Origin of the sequence: Schinkia azotoformans, from assembly GCF_035811335.1 — a bacterium.
Lineage (GTDB): Bacteria > Bacillota > Bacilli > Bacillales > Bacillaceae_J > Schinkia > Schinkia azotoformans.
Map to the genome: position 1 here is coordinate 14,403 of NZ_JARSMD010000043.1, position 18,115 is coordinate 32,517.

Below are 18,115 nucleotides of genomic sequence, written 5' to 3' on the forward strand. Positions count from 1 at the left end.
TAGTATCTAATACAAATTTCATTTTACCACTTTTATTAAGACCTAGAGCAAATTTAGCTCCTAATACCATAGAACCAGACTTCCCGACCCTCTGTCCCACTTCTTTTCCCTCTTCTATACCAAGCTTCTTATAATATTTCGCAATGGATGTGTCATCTAATGAAAGTCCTATATCAAATTCCTCCTTTTCAATTAAACTCAGCTGCAATTACCATATTTTATTATATTATCTGAAAAATTATAATACATTAGTGAGCTGAAGAATCTCATCTAACAAGTAAGGTACTATATCTATTGTTGTTCCTTCCTCTCAAAATACTCATGCAGCCGGTATTCACAAATTTCCTTCGTTAAGTGAAACAATAGCTCTTGATGTTTCACTGCAATTTCAAAAGTAAGCATAAACACATTATTCTGAAATTCAACCAACCCCTTTGAACTACCACTCCATTTTGTCATTGGCATGGTCTTAATTTGACTAATTAGTTTGGTTTCGTCATCCAACCAAACACCTTTTGACTTTTCCCTAGAAAACTCGATAACCATCCGGTATTTTTTCTGTTGATAGTAATCTTTGAAAAAGGGTGCCACTTGTTCTGGTGTTATTGGCAAATACCAATTTTCCGCCCCTCTTTCCAACATGGCTAATAAAACAACCATTTTATAGCTTTTACTCATGCTAGTTGATTCTACTTCCTCTAACCAAGTCTTGTATTTTTCATAAATCTCTTTTTCTTCTTGAGACAATTTATCCGCCCAATTAAGGAAACCAGCATATGATTTGAATTCTTGTTTATACTCCTTCGAATCAGCCTTCCCATATAAATGCAATTCCAAATAGGACGGTCTTCTGCCCAGTTCTTCTTTTAATTCTTGATAAGCAAATAAAAGTTTTTCTTTTCTAGGTTGCCTCTTTTGTGCAAGCTCTTTTAATAAATTAATAACGTTCAATTCTAGGTTGATTTCACATAATTCTGGTGGTATCGGATCTACTAACTTTGCTTTCTTTTGCTCGTTTCTACTGGTGTCTAACAAGCTTAGCTTCAGATCGGCATTCCGATAATTTCCTATCAAGTCAATAATGGTACAATGAGTTTTCTCAGGATGACGTCTAAGTCCACGACCCACTTGTTGCGTGAACACTGTTAATGATTCAGTAGGGCGAACAAACAGTAGTGTATCAACGGCTGGTATGTCCACTCCTTCATTAGAAAGATCGACGGTGAAAATGGCATCTAATTCACCATTTTCAAGCAACGAAATCGCATCTTTTCTTCCTATTTCAATTTGGCCTGAGTGAAGTGCTACCGTCTTAGCACCATGGCTATTGAAGTAATTTGATAAATAAACAGCCTGCTTAATGCTAGAACAAAATACTAAAGTTCTTGTCTGCTTATGCTTTTTCCAAGCACTAATTATTTTTTCAGCTATATCTTCTCGTAATTGAACAGCAAGAAGTTCTTCACGATCATATTTCGTACCCAGCCATTTTACCTTCGTATAATCTGTTTCATCATAAACGCCGTAATACTTAAAAGGAGCCAACCAATGTTTTTCAATGGCTTCCGTAAAATGCATTTGGTACGCAACGTTACCATCGCATAGTCCGTAGATGTCCTTATTATCCATACGGTCTGGTGTCGCAGTAATCCCTAAAAGAAATTCTGGGGCAAAATACTCAAGTACCCGCTGGTATGTATTAGCAGCTGCATGGTGAAATTCATCGGTGATAATTAAATCAAACGCTTTTGATTTAAACGTAGATAGATGCTGTTTCATACTTAATGTGGTTACAGAGGCAAAGATAATATCTGCATCTGGATTTTTTTCTGGACCATAATATAGGCCAGTTGTTTTATAAGAAATGACTTTTTCAAAAGATCGTTTTGCTTGGTGTAAAATTTCTTCACGGTGAGCAACAAACAAGATTCGTTTAAACATTCTAGCAAAAAAGGCAGCAAGATATGTTTTTCCAAGGCCAGTTGCCAATACCACCATTGCTTTATTGTAGCCCTCTTCACGCAATTGGTTCAGGAACTCCAAAGCTTCCTCTTGAACAGGCAAAGGTTTTATGATTGTTGTATACTCTTCAATCTTCTCCCTAATAAGATCTGGAGTTGGTTCTTCCTCCTGTTCCTCTTTAATTAGGAAACATCAAAGTTTTTTCCTCCAACCTGGACCACTTTTCTACAAGCATTGGGTTATTTTTATGAAACTTTTCATAGTTTCCTTGATAGGATTTTATTATTTCACGATTTACCGAAATTGTTTGTTCATGATGAAAAATATGTATAAATTGCTCCATTGCTTCCTGAAATGTACTTGGCTCAGCTGATTCCTTCATGGCTAAATTCCATTCCACACCCGTGGTTAAGGCAGAACGTGACAGGTTGGAGGAACCGATGATAAAGGTGCCGTCATCCTCGTTCTGAAAAATATAAGCCTTTGGATGAAAGGAAACTCCATTACTACGCCACATCCGAACTTCTAATTCCTTATGTATGTCAATAAGTTTTTTTAGTCCCTCTGGCTGAGTAATGTACAAATAGTCACCGGTACATATTTTTATATCTGCCCCACGTTTAGTCGCTTTTTGAAGGTGGGGGTTTAATAATTCAACGCCAGACTTCATAACAAAAGCAGTTAATATATAAATAGTAGAAGCGCTCTCAATTCCAGATATAATCTTTTGAATGATATTTTCAGTGACAAGCTCAATCTTCTTCATCTTTTTCTCCAATTCGAAAGATCTTATTTTGAAAACTACCATGGTTCTCATGTTTTTGTTAGCCGAACATTTACAACTCAACCACTTTTTTCACTTGATTTTTTCAATTCTTTTCTTTGATCCAAAATTCTATCAAAGTATTCTGTAAACTCCGATTCACCTGAATAGGATAGGAATAAAAATTCTTTTGCTCTCGTCATACCAATATATAATAAAGATGCTTCCCGCTCTTTATCCTCTTCTAAAGCAAAAGGCATATTGTCAACATTTACTATAAATACCGCCTGAAAGTCCAGCCCTTTACTGCTTTCAATTGTACTGATTTTTACTGTTTCTTGTTCTTTTTCAAAATTCCGCTTAGATTCGCTGTTTTCTGTTAACCAGTAATAGTCAATTCCTTCCTCTGTAAGGGAGCGCTTTAAAACGTCAATATAACTCATCTTGTACGTTTTCTTTACTCGATAAAGGATTAACATTTCAGAAAATGGAACTTTATACTGTTCATGAAGCTTGTTTATTTGTTTGGCAACTATTTTTGCTTCTTTAAAAAAACTATCCATTTTAACAATCGCAGGCTCTACGCCTTTTCTTCTGGTACTTTGCGGAGCAATAATTTCACCTTTAAACTCCTTTGTAACCACCTTGTTTTTTAACGAGGAATTTTTTTGATAAAAATCCCAGGCAAACTTAACGATTTGTGCGGTATTCCTATAGTTGATACTCAGTATTTTTGAACGGCCTTGAAAGCTAAGCCCTGTATCCTGCAGATAACTACGTTTTCGCTTGTAAATATCCTGTGCGCGGTCCTCCACCAAAAGAAGGGACTTCGTTTCAGGATTAAGCAAATTACAAACCAGTTGAAACCATTCTGGGTCGAAGTCTTGTCCTTCATCTATCAGAATAGCATCGTACATTGGAAGAATGGACTCTCCACTTTCTAGTTTTTCAATAATTGATGGGATCTCTTTTTCTGTAATTTTCAAATCATTTTTAAGCCATGCATGAAAATTACGAACTTTAATAGTTCGTGATGTGCTAGGTAAATCAGCATCTTCTTTTGTAAAATCAAAATCAAATAAATTGTCGGGCTCTTGCATCATATGATGAATCATTTGTTCAATACTTCGTGAAAGAGAGATGTTATAACATAATATTAAAATTTTCCATTCCGGATGTTCCTTCACTAGTAATTTAGCTCGACTTGCCAAAATCAGTGTTTTACCGCTTCCCGCTACACCACGAATAAGTCGGTTTTTATCTCCAATTTGCTTAGCAAGGTTTTCCTGGAGTAAATCCATTGCTTTTATATCATGTAATGACAAGAGTAGTTGATCCTGGTATGGAACTGGCTGCTTAAACTCTGCGCTAATCCGGACTTCTGGAAAAAGATGATACCTTATTGCATCTATTTCCTCTTTTGATAAAGGGGTTCTAAGCCTGTAGGGAACAACAAACATATTAGTAATCTTTTCAATTAGGTTTTCTTCAGAAAATGCCTCTTTTTCTGGATCAATTTCATCTCTCGTTAAACATAAGGATGGCTCAACCACGCTCTATAATCCGTTTTCTATAAAATCCTTTTGATATAAGCGTGTAAATACCGTACCGAATCCATAGGGAAACTTTAACTGGAACTGATACTTCCCTTCTAAATGAACTAAATTTCTATCTTTCTTTAATGCATCAACAATATGGAACATATTATCCCGCGCTTGCTTTAAAGGACTCTTCGTTTTCGTTTGTTCACCTGAACTTGTATTGATTGTCCATTCATCTATATTTATCTGGAATAATGTATTTTTCGTATAATCTTTAACCTCTAAAACCAGTAACCCTAAATCGGGGCCAATAATCACGAAATCCGGACGCTTTCCATGTATTTCAGGTTCATAATAAACAATATAATCATCTGGCAAATAAGTCTTGAACGTCCTGAATAATAATCTTTCCCCAACTGTAGCTGAAGAACGGATTGTTTCAGGTATTGTATAAGCCAATGTTATCACCCCAAAATTCGCCTTTTTATCTCATTATACTACAATATACCCAGCTGTTTACCATAATTTAGGTGTAAATATCAGTTTAAAGCTGTTCTACATGTATTATTTTGGATTTTTCTAATAACATAATATAGTCGCTCATATAGTATTAATAAGGACGCTAATTAGCTATAACCGAGACAAGAACTTCTCATCTCCATCTCACCTTAAATAATAATCTAATAGTTAAATGGATGGATAAAAATCGAAGGAGGTTTACGAAGGCTATGGATGAAAGTGAAATAATTAGAGAAATTGCTTATGATTTGTTCAGGGACAACCAGTTTCCACAAAAAATTTATGATTATGTCATTGATAATTATTTGCCTCAATCGGAGCAGGAGTGGGAAAAATTCGGACTTACCATTTCCGAATATATTGCTATTTATTCAGATTATTTTATGGTAAAGGAACCTGTTACAGATCATGAATCAATAATGAGGAACTTGTGCGATTCCGTTCCGACTTATGTAGGCTATATTTGTGAAAATATTTTTGATGTGTATGGGAAATCCATTAATGTAGTGGCGGCAAAGAATTTCAAAGAAGCTGCCAGCTTGATGTTTCAAGAGGACCAATTTCCTCAACCAATCTATGATGCTATTAATCAGCATTATAAACCAGAAAATAAAGGTCAATGGCAATGGATCGAGAATACATTAACAAATTATATATACCGCTACTTGGGTAGTTTTATTGATCCAAATTATGCGGAAGAACAAATTGATAATGTATATTTAGCAAAGCAGCATCTAAAAGTAACGCTTAGATTGCATACTGCTGATTTATGCGATAAGGTTTATGACACTTGTATACTCAGCAAATAATTACTAAATGGGACAATGGATTAGCCTTTTGTCCCATTTCTCTTATGGCGGAATGCATTGTGAGTCAGTCTACGAATAGTGGACTATTTATAGGGAAAGTTTCATTACGGATACGCCACGATATTTGGTATCGCTTTTCGTACCCCACCCCTCGGATCCTCAATATCGCCTTTATAACGTGGGATTAAATGAAAATGTAAATGATGAACAGTTTGTCCGCCATAATAGCCGATATTAACGCCAATGTTGTAGCCATCGGGTGAAAATTGTTTATCAATCAACGCCTTTCCCTGTTTAATAAGGTTATGAATTGCAATGATCTGCTGCTCGCTGGCATCGAAGTATGTTTCAACATGTACTTTAGGTATTATTAGCAAATGGCCCTTTTGAACTGGGAATTTATCAAAAAATGCAACCGCATCTTCATTTTCAAGTAGTATTTGACCTTTTTCTAAATAACAAAATGGACAAGTCATAATTTCACCTTCCACATTTAAATTTTACCATTATAATAACATTTATTGAAAGTCAAATGACAAAACCCGTGAGTATGCGGATTTTGTCTTAGTATATTATCTTATTTTTTTATTTTTAATAAAACTTACATGGACTTGTTTTGTAACTCCGTCCGCATGGGCGTATTTAAGCAATTCAGCATATATTTGATCTATTTCTTGAGGAGTTAGTACATTTTCTGAACTCATAATATCATTTTTTATTGTATTAATTAATTGATTTCTTTTTATTACTTTAACATGGTTAGACGTCACATTTATTTTCTTTAAAGTGCATCGTTTACTAAATATGATATACGACTTATATAGTTTATTATCTCCATTGCCGATAGCTACTTTTAACGCATTAATATGAGCTGAATTTTGCCAAATTGGATTAAAAAAGCGGCATTTTTTGCGACTATTTAGCGTCTGAGTCCAATTCTTATTGGCTTCATCCCCAAAAATCCACCCGCTATAGTTTTTTGATTCAAAAACATAAACTCCTGTTTCTGATAGCATTACCAGATCGATTTCAGTTGTAGTGCCATCTTTTTTCGGCAAATATAAATTTGCCATTAATTTATGGTAACCCTCCAACTTTTCTAAAATGACAAATGTTAAAAATTCTCCATAATTCCCTTTATCAAAAATTGTCTTAAAATAGGTATTTCCACTGACATCTTTATAATTAGATCCCTTAAATTTAAAATAGCTTGGTGCATATAAAATAAAAATAAATAGTAATAATGAAAATATAACCTCCACTTGATCATTCCTTTCTATTACTCTCTTAGATTATTAGTTCTCATCCAGTAAATAATCGATCCATCCCGATTAAACTTGTATTCTAGTTTTTCCTCTTGCAAACCTTGTATAAATTTTAGTTGTATTCTACACTATATGTCTGCTACAATCTTCTTCCATATGATTTCGACATTATTTTCCAAAAGCCTGTAAAATAATTAAAGCATTTGTTAACACTTTGTAAATTTATACTACAGAGAAAAGATCACTTTCCTACTTTTTCTAGGCCACAGGGTCGGGAACTGTGGACCAATTAAGAATAGAAACGATATTCAGAGGTGAATGAGATGATTGAACTAAACTTACTATTTGTTTTGTTATTATTAACAGCACTTGCTCGTTATATTGTGTTTGATGCATTTGAGCCACTAATGTTTGCGATGATTTTTCTGCTTCCTATTGCATCTCTCGTTATTTTTATGATTAGTAAAAGGCTTGCAGAAAAAGAGCGTTCTTATCAGCCAAAAGGTATTGAAGCGTGGTCCTTTTATAATTTACAAAAGACATTAATAATTCAAAAACCACTTTTTAAAGGGGATGTACAGAGAGGTTATGTGAAACGTTACTTTCCGAAGAAATGGAATTATGTTTTAAGTGATATTTTTGGTTTTAACTGGTATTTGTCCTTAGAAATTCAAATTGACAAGGACATATATGACGTACATTGGTATCGTGAAAAATGGTTTAACCAGCAGGATCAGTGGGAAATTCATAAAAATGGAGAACGAATCGGTGAAGCACGTACGCTAATTAATTTAAAAAATGCTGTAAAATTAAAAGAAGCGATTCAGTATAGATTTTATGAAAAATCATATACATCTTCTGCAACGACGGTGACATCAATCATTTCACTAACTCAAGATGAACAGGTAATCGGCACATTGAAACGCAACCATATCATGAGTAATGTACAAGTAATAGACGTACAAGAACATCAGCCAGAATATATCATCGCATTAATCGTTCATTCATATTATTTCAAAAATCGATAGGGCCAGAGGGTCGGGAACTGTGGGCATGAAGGGCAACTCCATTGGAAGAATCGCCCTTTTTTTAAATATTTACTTTGGTTTAAACGTTTTACAACATGTTTCAGCTGACATAGTTGCCTCATCAGTATGATTTTTCGCAAAAAATTCTGTCGACAATTCTGTGTCATACCTTGAATGGTTTTGGTGCTCAACCATTATTTTTTCAGCAGTGCAAATATTCCCTTCGCCGTAGTATGAACAGTTTGAAATGGCACAAGAAACTTCTACTTTAGGCATCTCATGCCCCCCTATAGTTTGGCCTTTACGTTTATGTTGTTTTTTGCTATAAACTTTGTTTTATTCAATATAAAAAAGTGCGGTTGCAGCTTTTATTATTGCTATCACTCCATAATCAAACCCTAACAAGAATAATAGCTAGGATCCGTTACCTCAACCAATAAGATTTTCACCTTGAATCCACCTCGTTCAACTGCTTTCTGCTGACGAATTTTCTCCAACTCTTCAAAGAATAACCATGAACGGTACTTAGTGCATGAATCACTTCCAATAAAACCGCCAACTCCTCGATGCTTTCTTTGTTGGTTTTAGCTTGCAAATATTCGTTCAGTTCTTCTTGTGCTTTTTTTTGCAGTTCCAATTTAAATTCTTCATCTGAAAGAATTTTGGTAGTTGGCAGCTTCCCATCCTTTTTAATAATGTCCGGGATATGATCGCGGACCAGTTTGTTATATACCTTCATTCGAATTCCTCCATACAGCTTTATGTGACTGAAATCAATATTCCAGGCCGATTACTTTTATGAGAATCTTACCATTATATTTGTAATATTTTAAGTCAAAAAAAGACAAAACCCGTGATTTACGGATTTTGTCTAAATGGGCTATCTAACTGGGACAGAGGGTCGGGAACTGCGGACTATTCCCAATAGCATCAGATTTCTGAGCTCTGGAAGGACGTATTTTCTCTCACCATGGTTGGTCTTGTTAAAGAAAAGACTGCGCAAAGTAAGGAGATGATGGCAATGACACTTCCAAACCAAGCTGTACTGGATATTGTGCCGGTTTGGTTTAACACGATGCCACCAATTGCCGATCCAAGCGATATACCGATTTGTAAGGCAGAATTATTAAAGCTTTGCTGAATATCGGACGTGGCAGGGTCAGTTTCAATTAAATAGCTTTGCTGCGGTGGCGATATACTCCAACTTAATGCTCCCCATACCATCATAACTGGAATGAATAGGACAAGTGAAGAAGTCGATAATGGCAATAAGAATAATACAATAGCAAATGCACTAATGAGGATGATGATACTTTTACGAGCCCCAATCCAATCCGAAAGTATTCCACCGAATGCGCCACCACTTACGGCTGCAATACCAAAAATTAAATAGCAGATACTGACCCAATAGGAATTGAGATGAAGATTCGTTTCCAAAAATGGTGTGAAGTAAGCATAAATCGTATAATGTCCTGCCAGCATGAATATGGTAGCAAGATGGGCACTTCCTATTTTCGCACTTCCTACTGCTTTTAATTGTTGTGAAAGAGGAATCGTATTTCCCCCAGGAATGCGCTCCAAAAATAGTGTAATAAGCACTATTGATCCAACTGATAACACAGCGATTCCAAGGAATATTACACGCCATCCAAATGCATTGGAAATCAAGATTCCAAGTGGCACGCCCAACACAAGTGACGAACTAATGCCCATGTAAATGAGCCCCAAAGCCTTTGCTTGTTGTGTAGGGGCAACAATTTTTACTGCAATGGTCAAGGAAAGAACGACAATAAGTGCTGTGCTTATCGCAGTCAACACCCTTGCCACCATCATAAAGGTAAAGTTAGGACTGAAATATGTCATGATATTACCGAGGAAAAAAGCAAACAAGGAAGCAAGATATAATTTCTTGCGCTCGATTTTACTGGTTAAAACAAGTAAAACAGGACCAGCAATGGCATAGATTAGCGCGAAAACTGTGATTAGCTGTCCAGCAGTACCTAATGAAATGTTAAAGTCGGCAGCGATGGTCGGTAATATCCCGCCTACGATTAATTCCACCAATCCAGCTGCGATCGTCGATAATGCTAGTATAATAACCTTAAAATTCATAGTCTATTATTTTCCTTTCTTTATTAATAGTATTAAAAAAATAGACTGAAAGGATCTTTCCAAAAAAACGAAAAAAATCCTAATTACAAAAAATGAATAATTCATTTTCTGTAATCAGGATTTTTATGGTTCCTGGTAGAGACCCTCAAGCCATATTCTAGAGGTTATACAGGTAATCTATATTTTAATATTATTTACCTTGCAATTCTACATTGCTTCATTTTACTTTTCAAGTGTAAAAAATCTCCAATGGGACAGAGGGTCGGGAACTGTGGACTTTTTTAATGGACTTTTGGGTAAAATACAGTTGTATTCATTGAAGATAGACAGATAAAATACTGGAGGGCTTTAGTTTGAAACATTTTACAGAAGAAGAAAAAATAAAGATTTTATCTGACATTATAGCGATTAAATCTGTTAATGAAAACGAAATCGAAGTGGCAAATTACTTGAAAGATTTATTTGCTGAATACGGCATTGAATCTAAAATTGTTCCAGTTACAAACACTCGTGTTAACTTAGTGGCTGAAATTGGAAGCGGTAGTCCAGTCATTGGCATTTCTGGTCATATGGATGTCGTTTCTCCTGGTGATGTAAGCCAGTGGACTTCAGATCCGTTCACATTGACAGAAAGAGACGGAAAATTGAATGGCGATGATCGTAAAAATGAAGTTCTAGATAAATTGGTTATGAGTACAACTATTTTTAATGCAGGAAACCAAGTAAACTCAGTTCCAGAAAAAGCAGTAGCTGAAATAAACGTACGTACGATTCCAGAATTTGATAACGATGAAGTGATTGACTTATTCAAAACAACAGCTAACAAATACAATCAAGAAGGCTCTAAAATTGATGTTGAAGTGACAATGTCATTACCAAGTGTTTTCACTTCAGGACAGTCTGAAATGGTTGATCTTGCTAAAGAACTTGGTAAAAAACATTTAGGTTTAGAAATTTCTGTTAAAGGTTCGCCAGGAGTAACGGATGCATCAAACTTATTACGAGATAAAGATGACAACTTCCCATTCATGATGTTTGGTCCAGGCGAAACAAAAATGGCACACAAAACAGATGAATATGTCTACAAAGATTACTACTTTGCATTTTTCAATATCTATAAAGAGTTAATTTTAGAATTATCGAAATAAAAAGGATTTTATAGACAATATAGAGGTGATTACCATTTTCGGTGGTCATCTCTTTTTGCTTTTGTTTTTACTATGTTAAACTAGGATAGTTGTTATTTTGTTATAGAAAGGGAAAGAAATATGTTAAAAGCATATACTTTGCTAACCATTTGTGTAGTGGTATGGGGAAGCAATTTTGTATTTGGAAAGATTTTAGTCCAAGATTTTTCCCCAACTCTCCTAACCATGCTTAGACTTTTATTTATTGTACTATTTTTAATTGGATTATCCTCATTCAAAAAACACTTTAAAGGTGTAAATAAATCGGATTTACTCGCAGTTTTGTTTCTAGGGGTTATTGGTGTATTTATAAACCAATGGTCTTTTTTTTGTAGGATTACAAACAGCTGATCCAACAACATCTGCATTAGTTTTAGCAACTACCCCTATTTCAACTGGCTTTTTAGCAGCTATCTTTTTAAAGGAAAAATTAACCTTTCGTATGTTGATAGGGTCTATTATAGCAATTATAGGTATTTACTTTGTTGTAACCACAGGCAATTCATCTTCTTTACATTTTGATAAAGGATTATTGTGGCTTGTAATAACAATGATTACATTCGCCATTATGATTATAATGACGAAACTTCTCTCTCAAAGAATAGATCCACTTATCATTACTTTATATTCGAATATAGTAGGCTTGATTGTGTCGATCCCTTTTGTCTTTTTACTAGACACCCCATTACGAATAAGCTCTAAGATGTCTGATTGGACTTTGTTGATCGGAACTGCGGTTGTTGTACACGGTATAGCTACACTGATTTGGAATAACAACATTAGACATGTTGATGCTTCAAAGGCTTCCATATTATCTAATTTTGAACCTTTTGTAGCAATGATAATGGGATTGATATTCCTATACAAACCAATAACGGGTGCAGAGATTTTAGGATCACTATTTATAGTGGAAGGAGTAGTACTTTCAACTTATCAACGAAAAAAGTTAAAAAGCTAATTAAATATGGTTATTTTTGACGACACTCCTACCCCTATAGTGGTAAGACCTATACTCTTTTTTTATTCACAATCTGACACTAATATTTACATAACTTTCCAGTTTTATAACCATAAAAAGAATAATTTGGAAAGTTATATTGGTGACTTTTTATTATGATATCTGCTTTTCAACTATCCTGTCATTTATTTCAATTAGAAAAAGCTATTCTCCTTCTTGAAGAATAGCCCTATTAGTTTAATTCAGCGTGAATGCTATGTTATATGACGTTCCCGACTTCTTCGAGTTACTACCACACTGCTTTTCTGTTTCAAATTTTTACTTCAGTAATGTATATTTCAGTAAGGCTTTTTATAAAACGTCACTTACTTATTTGTTACCGAGTTGTTCCGCCAAACCGATTAGAAGTCCTTCGGTTCCACGAATGTAGCAGAGCCGATACGAGTCCTCGTACTGAACCACTTCTCCAACGAGCTGAGCACCATACTTAGTGAGTCTGGATACCATTTCGTCAATGTCTTCAACGGTGAACATGACGCGTAGATAACCGAGTGCGTTTACAGGAGCAGTCCGGTGATCTGATATAGTAGGTGGGGTGAGAAATCGCGAAAGTTCAATTCGGCTGTGGCCATCTGGGGTAACCATCATAGCAATTTCTACGCACTGAGAACCCAGTCCGGTTACGCTACCAGCCCATTCACCTTCGACAGTGGCTCGCCCTTCGAGGTTCAAGCCAATCTCCTCGAAGAAAGAGATTGCGTCATCAAGGGATTCTACAACGATGCCGACATTGTCCATTCTTAGTAATTTGTTTTTTGCCATAGTTTTACCTCCTAATGTGTAAAAATTTATTACCTGATCATCTACATAATTATTCTTTTCAAAAATTACAAATTCCTTCCAAACAAAAAACACCTTGTCATAGTTCTTGATAACAAAGAAATAGAGAAACGCGCCCTTTAATTGAAGATCGTGCAACAATAATTTTAGTTAAAAGAGAGAAAATAAAGAGAATGAAAACAAAAATTATTGGAGGAATCACAATGTCAACTCAAATCAAAATCACTCATACTTTCAATGCCCCACGTGAAATTGTGTTTAAGGCGTTAACTAAATCGGAACACCTAATGAATTGGTGGGGGCCAAAAGGATGGGCATTCGAGGTTTCTAAATCGGATTTCCGTCCGGGCGGTGTCTTTCACTATAGCCAGAGACCTGCTGACGGCAACGTAATGTGGGTTAAATTTGTATACAGTGAAATTATTGCACCAGAGAAAATTGTTTACACCAGTTTCTTTTCTGATGAAGAAGGTAACACTGTACGTGCACCCTTTGACGTAAATTGGCCTATGGAAACCCTGAATACCATTACGTTAACCGAGGAAGAAGAGAAAACAACTCTTACAATGATTGTGGCTCCCGTATCTCCGACTGAGGAAGAGATCAAAACCTTCGAGGATTCAAAAGAGATGGCTCAGGGAGGTTATTCCGGGACCTTTGATCAATTAGATGAATACCTAACAAAAATGTAAGCCGTTTAACATAGCCACATCAAAAACACCGACCATCGGTGTTTTTTGTTATTTTTGACTATCCCTTCTGGTGTTCACGTTCTTGCCGGACCTGTTATTGGCTTCGCTTGACCCAACCTTTGCTCTCGATAGTCTCCCTTTTCGCCAACATAGACTATCATTTTATGGTCTTAATAAAATTTTCCCCGTGCTTTTGCGGCTTTCTAGAAAACGATGCGCTTTGCGGCCATCTCGCAATGCAAATATCGTAGGCTCGGATACCGTTACTTTCCCCTCTTCTATCCAGCGGAACAACTCGGCTGAACGGGCTTCCCGTTCCTCACGGGAAGTAAGGACATTCCAAAGATCCCCACCAGTCAAAGTCTTTGACGTATCCATCAACATTCTTGGGTCAACTGGAGCAGGGTCTCCCCCTGCCATTCCAAAAAATACGACCGTTCCCCCAATGCGAGTTGCTGCAAAACTGTCTTCGAGCGTGGAGCCTACTGAGTCATAGACTACATCTACACCTTTTCCGTTTGTTTCCTCTAAAACTTTTCTCTTCCAATCGTCCGAGTACAAGAAAACTTGATTTACTCCAGCTTTCTTAGCTGCGGACGCCTTCTCCATAGAGGAGGTCAAACCAATGACCCTTCCACCGAGGAGCTTTGAAATTTGGACGAGCAGCTGTCCAACGCCCCCTGCTGCTGCATGAACCAAAATTATATCATTCTCCTTAACCGCATAGCTATCTTTTGTTAAATAGTGGGCAGTCAAGCCTTGCAACAAAACGGAAGCTGCCTCTTCAAACGAAATGGTCTCTGGAAGAGGAATTGCCTTTTCCATCGGAACAGCCACTTGTTCCGCGTTAGCATATGGGACATCGGCAAATGCAACAGGGTCGCCGACGGCGATTCCTTGCACATTAGTTCCCGTCTTTTCAACGACTCCCGCCCCTTCATAACCTAAAATAAACGGGGCATTACCAGCAAGATGATAGTTCCCTTTTCTTCTATAAATATCAGCAAAATTCAACCCAATTGCTTTCATCCTTACTAATATTTCATCAGGCCCAATAACAGGGTCCGCAATTTCAAGATATTCTAGTACTTCCGGTCCTCCGAATGTATTAAACACAAGTGCTTTCAAATGAACGACCCCTCTTATATATTTTTTCGATACAAGGATATGCAAATCAGTTTCTCTCCTTTTGGAAGAAGGGTGATTGATAGAAACGCCACTGTTAATTATGTACAATTTTTCACAATCTTTAAAGAATGAAATTAGTAATATAATGTCTTTTTTCCATTTTCTAAAGCCCAAACCCATATTCAGGATTGGGATGACCATTTCATCACTTTTTTACTTTTATTTTCTCAGGTATAGTTGTCCAGTACTTTGGGTCTTCTAAGCCGAGCCGCCAAATCCCGATTCCTCGTAAGTCATATTTTTCTACAAGGTCTAGCTTATACCGCAGACTATCGCTATTCTCAAACCAAACCTGGTGGCTATGTTGTTCTTCATCTACGTAACTAAAATGAGGTGTTTGAGAACCGGAGTCCCATAGAACTTTAGCTTTATATTTTGTTTTCTGAACCATTAACTCTTCATAGGAGCTATACTTGGCTTTGCCTGCTGTTGTATCCCAGTCCCATCCATAACCAGCGATACCGAGTAAAATTTTTGTTGATGGTACTTCATGTTTCAAAGCATAACGAATCGTTGCTTCTGTCCAATCGACTGATGCTGCTGCCCCGGGTTTTGTTCTAGGATTGTGTTCATCGTATGTCATAATCATTAACCCATCTGAATATTGACCAATCTTTTCATAATCAAACCATGGGGACCAGGGATTAGCACGGGAATCACCTGTGTTTGCCGGGACTGAAACCGTAACTACTTTTCCATCACGATTTAGTGTATCTGACAATTCTTTTATCAGCTGGCTAAACGCATCTCGGTCAGTCAAATACAAATTTTCCATGTCAATATTAATACCGTCATATTTAAACTGATTTATTTCATTGCGTAAGTTCTGAATGAAAACATCGCGATTTTTATCGTTATCGAGCACATTACTCGCTACCTGCTTCCCCTTCTCCACAGTTTCATAAAAGAGATTATGTACAACCATATATACCTTTAGGTCTTTTTCATGAGCACTTTGAATAACCTTTCTTTTATGATCTGCTGTAACGGATTCTATAAGACTGCCTGGACGTTTATCATCAAGCTTATACCAAAAAGGTGCAATAATGCTTAGACTGGAGAATTGCGAGTCAACTGTAGGTTGAGAGCCTGGATACGTTCCTTCCTGTTCTGTGTAAAAACCTAAAACCTCCCGAGGAGTTTTATTCGTACTGAGATTTTCTTCTTTACTTTGTGACTGACCGCAGGAAGACATTAGAATAATGACCATGCTTAAAGAAATGATGGTGAATGACCGATAACAATTTTTTGCCATAATACACCTTCTTCTAATTTGTATATCTCTTAAGATGATTAGAAAAGGTGCAACTTATACACGAATGGACTCATTAATGCTCTTTCTATTTCTCACTCGTTGAATAAGAGAGATACGGATTTTCCACAATCGCGCCCAATTGTGCAAGATCATTGTTTAAATCTTATTCAAGTAGATTGGTTTGTTTTCATCATTGGAAGTAAATTAAAAACGCTTTTATAATTGTGACATTTTTTAAATAAAAGCGTCTATTTAACAAAGGAAGAATTCCATCACCATTAAAAAAGCAAAACAAAGAAGAAACGTTAGATTGTAATTCCTTTTATGCACTTTATGTACACCAAATCTCAAGAAAGGACGTGGAACTAATGAAGGAAATAACATACATAGGCCTCTTAATCATGTTAATTATTACTCTAGCCGGTTGCAATCCGAATGATCGTGAAAAAAATGGCACGAGTACCAACGGTGGACCTCAATCAGCAGTTAAAGATACCACCAAACCTTATGTTAAGGGAGTAGGAAATGTGGATGTCCTAAATAGCCATGGAAGCATTGAAGGGTTGGAAAGAATGCAGAGCTTCTATGACAATATAAAAAACGGTGTTCCCGCTGATTTACGAATTGTCCACTACACGATTGAAGGAGATCCGATTATTACTGATCTAACATATAACGGAGAATCTCTAGAGGTAAAAGATGACAACACCAGAGACAAGTATGGGAGTGGAGAAATAAGAACCAATAGCTGCGGCGATATGATTAAGGAGGTAAACCCCACAAACACTTCCTATATCGCGATTGACTGTGAAGCTGGACCTTTTGGCAAGGAAGAGCTCTTAATAATTAACTACAATATGAGTCAACGGGATCTTTTTGAATTTGAACTGAAATACGGAGGAAAAATGGGACAGAGGGTCGGGAACTGTGGATCATTCATATGGAGGAGCTGGTTCATGGATTTTAGAGGATGTAGATAAAAGTCATTTAAGTATAACGATGATCGTGCTCAGTATCTTTACTGGGGTTTGCCAAGCATTTTTTATGAGTTTATTTTTCTTTTTGTCTACGTATTTTGTGCCGGCTTCTTATGAAAAAAAGGGCGCAAAGGCTTTTTTGAAAGGGAGATTTGTTCGCATTGGAATCCCCCTTGCATGTTACTATTTTATCCTTGGACCAATTACAGTATGGTTCGCTCAGTTCCAAAGCCAAATGACACTTCAACAAATTTACACCCAAAAGGTTTTTTCGTTTCAACAATCGTTTTTTGGACCGGCATGGTTTTTGGAGACCCTCCTATATTTCGGTATTATTTATGCCCTGATTCGATTATGGACTGGTCCAAAAAAAGAAAATCAAAGAACCTCTTATTTCCCTAAAGGTAAAACACTCGTTCTTTTCGCGATTGTTTTTGGATTAATTGCGTTTACGGTGAGATTAGTTTACCCAACCGGATCAGGGATTTGGGGGCTTCAATTCGGTTATTTTCCATTATATATGTTATTCATGTGGGCAGGAATTAAATCGTACCGGCAAAATTGGTTAGAAAATATACCAGAAAAATTGGTGAAAACATGGAAAAGAATCGGTATTATCATGATTCCTATTTTTCCTCTCGGTTTAATTGCAACGGGGGCGCTTAGCGGAACCCTTTTATTCTCAGGAGGAATGAACATTCAAGCTCTCTTTTACGCTCTTTGGGAACCTTTCTTGTGTTTTGGTATATCCATTGGGTTACTTACATACTTTCAATAACGCTGGAATTTCAACAATCATTTTATTAACGTGCTGCGTGAAAGTGCCTATACCGTTTATTTGATTCATCCACCTATAGTTGTTGGATGGACCATGATATTTCGAATTTCTGATTTACCACCATTAGTCAAATTTACCATGGTTGCCCCTTTAAGTGTGGCGACGTGTTTTATGATTGCCTATGTCATTATTAAAATTCCGTATGCAAAAAAGATATTATAAAGTTTACTATAAGGAAAAG

The 18,115-nt window shown here is 36.4% G+C and carries 14 protein-coding genes, 5 pseudogenes and 1 riboswitch; of the genes and pseudogenes, 9 read left to right on the top strand and 10 right to left on the bottom strand.

Features of this window, described 5'->3' with window-relative positions:
- Nucleotides 1–291: 291 nt before the first annotated feature.
- Nucleotides 292–2,728 (bottom strand): annotated as a pseudogene (locus P9E47_RS20510) (DEAD/DEAH box helicase family protein).
- A gap of 77 nt (nucleotides 2,729–2,805) precedes the next feature.
- Nucleotides 2,806–4,725, bottom strand: a pseudogene (locus tag P9E47_RS20515) (3'-5' exonuclease).
- A gap of 269 nt (nucleotides 4,726–4,994) precedes the next feature.
- Here P9E47_RS20515 and P9E47_RS20520 point away from each other — a divergent pair.
- Nucleotides 4,995–5,594, top strand: coding sequence for a hypothetical protein (locus tag P9E47_RS20520; RefSeq protein ID WP_326164650.1), 600 nt, complete (start codon nucleotides 4,995–4,997; stop codon nucleotides 5,592–5,594).
- Nucleotides 5,595–5,698: 104 nt separating this feature from the next.
- Here P9E47_RS20520 and P9E47_RS20525 read toward each other — a convergent pair whose 3' ends face one another.
- Nucleotides 5,699–6,070 carry an HIT family protein gene (locus tag P9E47_RS20525; protein WP_326164652.1) on the bottom strand — a complete coding sequence of 124 codons (372 nt, stop codon included), beginning with the start codon at nucleotides 6,068–6,070 and terminating at the stop codon, nucleotides 5,699–5,701.
- A 96-nt stretch (nucleotides 6,071–6,166) separates the two neighbouring features.
- The gene (locus P9E47_RS20530; RefSeq protein WP_326164654.1) at nucleotides 6,167–6,856 is read right to left on the bottom strand and encodes a nuclease-related domain-containing protein; all 690 of its coding nucleotides are present in this window, start codon (nucleotides 6,854–6,856) and stop codon (nucleotides 6,167–6,169) included.
- Nucleotides 6,857–7,182: 326 nt separating this feature from the next.
- Here P9E47_RS20530 and P9E47_RS20535 point away from each other — a divergent pair, with 326 nt between their 5' ends.
- Nucleotides 7,183–7,887, top strand: a complete 705-nt coding sequence (locus P9E47_RS20535) for a hypothetical protein (RefSeq protein WP_326164656.1) — start codon at nucleotides 7,183–7,185, stop codon at nucleotides 7,885–7,887.
- A gap of 69 nt (nucleotides 7,888–7,956) precedes the next feature.
- Here P9E47_RS20535 and P9E47_RS20540 read toward each other — a convergent pair whose 3' ends face one another.
- From P9E47_RS20540 to P9E47_RS20550, 3 genes and pseudogenes are all read right to left on the bottom strand, one after another.
- A complete protein-coding gene (locus P9E47_RS20540; RefSeq protein ID WP_326164659.1) occupies nucleotides 7,957–8,163 on the bottom strand; it encodes a DUF1540 domain-containing protein in 207 nt (68 codons plus the stop codon).
- Nucleotides 8,164–8,285: 122 nt separating this feature from the next.
- Nucleotides 8,286–8,626 (bottom strand): annotated as a pseudogene (locus P9E47_RS20545) (nucleoside triphosphate pyrophosphohydrolase).
- Nucleotides 8,627–8,817: 191 nt separating this feature from the next.
- Complete coding sequence (locus P9E47_RS20550) at nucleotides 8,818–9,999, bottom strand: MFS transporter (protein ID WP_326164662.1); 1,182 nt, start codon at nucleotides 9,997–9,999, stop codon at nucleotides 8,818–8,820.
- Between the two features lie 91 nt (nucleotides 10,000–10,090).
- A riboswitch (purine riboswitch) is annotated at nucleotides 10,091–10,191 on the bottom strand.
- A 161-nt stretch (nucleotides 10,192–10,352) separates the two neighbouring features.
- Here P9E47_RS20550 and P9E47_RS20555 point away from each other — a divergent pair.
- From P9E47_RS20555 to P9E47_RS23015, 4 genes and pseudogenes are all read left to right on the top strand, one after another.
- Nucleotides 10,353–11,147, top strand: a complete 795-nt coding sequence (locus tag P9E47_RS20555; RefSeq protein ID WP_326164665.1) for a M20/M25/M40 family metallo-hydrolase — start codon at nucleotides 10,353–10,355, stop codon at nucleotides 11,145–11,147.
- 120 nt (nucleotides 11,148–11,267) lie between these two features.
- The gene (locus P9E47_RS23005) at nucleotides 11,268–11,537 is read left to right on the top strand and encodes an EamA family transporter (RefSeq protein ID WP_407697210.1); all 270 of its coding nucleotides are present in this window, start codon (nucleotides 11,268–11,270) and stop codon (nucleotides 11,535–11,537) included.
- Between the two features lie 28 nt (nucleotides 11,538–11,565).
- Nucleotides 11,566–11,616: pseudogene (locus P9E47_RS23010) on the top strand (hypothetical protein); the annotation flags it as partial.
- A 12-nt stretch (nucleotides 11,617–11,628) separates the two neighbouring features.
- The gene (locus P9E47_RS23015) at nucleotides 11,629–12,144 is read left to right on the top strand and encodes a DMT family transporter (protein ID WP_407697211.1); all 516 of its coding nucleotides are present in this window, start codon (nucleotides 11,629–11,631) and stop codon (nucleotides 12,142–12,144) included.
- A 369-nt stretch (nucleotides 12,145–12,513) separates the two neighbouring features.
- Here the strand turns inward: P9E47_RS23015 and P9E47_RS20565 are convergent, their stop codons facing one another.
- Nucleotides 12,514–12,966: a VOC family protein gene (locus P9E47_RS20565; RefSeq protein WP_326164666.1), complete on the bottom strand. Its 453-nt coding sequence runs from the start codon at nucleotides 12,964–12,966 to the stop codon at nucleotides 12,514–12,516.
- 221 nt (nucleotides 12,967–13,187) lie between these two features.
- Here P9E47_RS20565 and P9E47_RS20570 point away from each other — a divergent pair, with 221 nt between their 5' ends.
- A complete protein-coding gene (locus P9E47_RS20570; RefSeq protein ID WP_326164669.1) occupies nucleotides 13,188–13,676 on the top strand; it encodes an SRPBCC family protein in 489 nt (162 codons plus the stop codon).
- Nucleotides 13,677–13,838: 162 nt separating this feature from the next.
- Here the strand turns inward: P9E47_RS20570 and P9E47_RS20575 are convergent, their stop codons facing one another.
- Nucleotides 13,839–14,804, bottom strand: coding sequence for a quinone oxidoreductase family protein (locus P9E47_RS20575; RefSeq protein WP_326164671.1), 966 nt, complete (start codon nucleotides 14,802–14,804; stop codon nucleotides 13,839–13,841).
- A gap of 205 nt (nucleotides 14,805–15,009) precedes the next feature.
- Nucleotides 15,010–16,119, bottom strand: coding sequence for a glycosyl hydrolase family 18 protein (locus P9E47_RS20580; protein ID WP_326164673.1), 1,110 nt, complete (start codon nucleotides 16,117–16,119; stop codon nucleotides 15,010–15,012).
- A gap of 368 nt (nucleotides 16,120–16,487) precedes the next feature.
- On the opposite strand from P9E47_RS20580, the gene P9E47_RS20585 reads away from it, so the two are divergent.
- Entirely contained in the window at nucleotides 16,488–17,099 is a 612-nt protein-coding gene (locus P9E47_RS20585) for a DUF4362 domain-containing protein (protein WP_326164676.1), read from the top strand.
- Nucleotides 17,100–17,118: 19 nt separating this feature from the next.
- Nucleotides 17,119–18,096 (top strand): annotated as a pseudogene (locus tag P9E47_RS20590) (acyltransferase family protein).
- The last annotated feature ends 19 nt before the right edge of the window (nucleotides 18,097–18,115 follow it).